Annotated in this window: 2 protein-coding genes; both read left to right on the forward strand. The window is 57.4% G+C overall.

The window, feature by feature from the left end; translation table 11 throughout:
• Positions 1 to 117: 117 nt before the first annotated feature.
• Complete coding sequence (gene istA, locus FLO80_RS21575) at positions 118 to 1,608, forward strand: IS21 family transposase (RefSeq protein WP_188078393.1); 1,491 nt, start codon at positions 118 to 120, stop codon at positions 1,606 to 1,608.
• The gene (istB, locus tag FLO80_RS21580; RefSeq protein ID WP_149187107.1) at positions 1,605 to 2,369 is read left to right on the forward strand and encodes an IS21-like element helper ATPase IstB; all 765 of its coding nucleotides are present in this window, start codon (positions 1,605 to 1,607) and stop codon (positions 2,367 to 2,369) included. The genes istA and istB overlap by 4 nt, the downstream gene beginning before the upstream one ends.
• The last annotated feature ends 174 nt before the right edge of the window (positions 2,370 to 2,543 follow it).

Here is a 2,543-nt window from a genome sequence, read left to right on the forward strand (position 1 = left end):
TGAGAACGGCAGTGCAAAAGTGAGCCACGGAAGTGGCGTGATAATCCCGCTGCGGGCAGCGTAAAATGTTGCCACTTTGGCCCTTTCTGTTTGCAGGGAGGGCGGGAGATTTTAGTCGTGGATTTATATTTGAAAGTCCGCCTCGCGCGTCGGGGCGGTATGAGCGAACGGGCGGCAGCGGGCCATTTCGGGATATCGCGTGCGAGCGTGAAGAAGATGATGATGTTCTCGGTCCCGCCCGGATATCAGCGAACGGCGGATATTAAACGACCGAAGCTGGACGGGTTCACCGGCTTCATCGATCAATGGTTGCAAGACGACCTCAACCGTCCCCGCAAACAGCGCCACACCGCCAAGCGCATTTTTGAACGGCTGCGTGACGAGCACCAGTTTCAAGGTGGCTACACGACGGTCAAAAATTACGTCCGTGAGCATGGGCGCCGCAGTCGAGAGATGTTTGTCCCGCTGGCACATGCCCCCGGCCAAGCGCAGGCAGATTTTGGCGAAGCCATGGTGGTGATTGGGGGCGTTGAGCAGAAAGCGCATTTCTTTGCGCTGGACCTGCCTTACAGCGATGCCTGCTTTGTTCGTGCTTACCCTGCGGCGGTGTCCGAGGCTTGGGTCGATGGCCACGTCCATGCCTTTGCCTTCTTTGGCCGGGTGCCGCAGTCGGTTCTTTACGATAATGACCGGTGCCTTGTTGCGAAGATCCTGCCGGATGGTTCGCGCAAACGGACCAAACTGTTTAGCGGGTTCCTGTCGCATTACTTCATCCATGATCGTTATGGCCGCCCGGGCAAGGGCAACGATAAAGGCGCCGTTGAGGGTCTGGTGGGGTATGCGCGGCGCAACTTCATGGTGCCCATCCCTCAGTTTGCGACATGGGAGGCGTTCAATCTTTGGCTGGAAGATCAATGCCGCAAGCGCCAAGACGATGTCTTGCGCGGGCATGGCGACTGCATCGGGCAACGACTGGTCCGCGATCTCGATGCGATGATGGATTTGCCGGCGTCACCGTTTGATGCCTGTGACCAGGCCAATGGTCAGGTGAACTCGCAATCTTTGGTGCGCTACAAAACCAATGATTACTCGGTGCCGGTTGCCTATGGCCACCGTGACGTTTGGATCCGGGGCTATGTCGATCAGGTTGTCATTGGCTGTGGTGGAGATGTGATTGCCCGCCACCCCCGGTGTTGGGATCGCGAGGATATGGTTTTTGACCCTGTTCACTATCTGCCGCTGCTTGAGCAAAAGACTGGCGCTTTGGATCAGGCTGCCCCGCTGGTCGCATGGGAGCTGCCAGAGGAATTTGCGACCCTGCGCCGATTGATGGAGGCGCGCATGACCAAGGCAGGTCGGCGCGAGTATGTGCAGGTCTTGCGGCTGCTGGAGACGTTTGAGATGGCCGACCTGAATGTCGCCGTCAAAAATGCGCTACGCATGGGTGCGATCGGATTTGATGCCATCAAGCACCTTGTCTTGTGTCAGGTCGAGAAGCGTCCACCCAAACTGGACTTGGATGTCTATCCGTATTTACCACGCGCCAATGTCGGCACGACGTCAGCGGCCAGCTACATGTCCCTGATGAAGCGAGGGAAGGCCGCATGACACAAGCCCCACAAATCCTACTGGATCACCGGCTCAAATCTCTCCGCCTGCCAACAGTGCTGCGAGAATATGGCAAACTGGCCCACCAATGCGCCGCTGAGGGGCATGACCATGTTCAGTTCCTCGCACGTTTGGTTGAATTGGAAATGATCGACCGTGAACGGCGGATGATCGAACGACGGATCAAGGCCGCCAAATTCCCTGCCGTCAAAAGCCTGGACAGCTTCGACTTCAAGGCGATCCCGGCCTTGAACAAGATGCAGGTGCTGGAGTTGGCGCGTTGCGAATGGATTGATCGGCGCGAGAATGTCATCGCACTCGGCCCTTCCGGCACCGGCAAAACGCATGTCGCCTTGGGCCTTGGCCTATCGGCATGCCAGAAAGGAATGTCTGTCGGCTTCATCACTGCCGCAGCGCTTGTCCATGAGTTGATGGAAGCCCGAGATGAACGCAGGCTCCTGCGGCTTCAAAAGCAAATGGTGGGTTACAAGCTGCTGATCATCGACGAACTGGGCTTTGTGCCGCTGAGCAAAACCGGGGCCGAGCTCCTCTTCGAGTTGATCTCCCAACGCTACGAGCGCGGCTCCACGCTGATCACAAGCAACTTGCCATTCGATGAATGGACCGAAACCTTTGGATCGGAACGCCTGACTGGCGCACTCCTCGACCGTCTGACCCACCACGTCAACATCCTCGAGATGAATGGCGAAAGCTACCGCCTTGGACAAAGTAAGGCGCGTCAGGCAACGCCCAAAACCTAAACCACAATCAGCACAGATTGGCCCTGACGGGCCAAAGCATCCGGGCAACCGCCAGCTATATGACAAGCGCGGTCGCCCGGATGCTGGCGCTCGTGTCTATGCGGCAATCATCCCAACCCCAAAGTGGTAACATTTTGCGCTGCCCTTTGGCTCACTTTTACTCTGCCGTTGACA

The organism is Aquicoccus porphyridii (assembly GCF_008369105.1).
GTDB lineage: Bacteria > Pseudomonadota > Alphaproteobacteria > Rhodobacterales > Rhodobacteraceae > Aquicoccus > Aquicoccus porphyridii.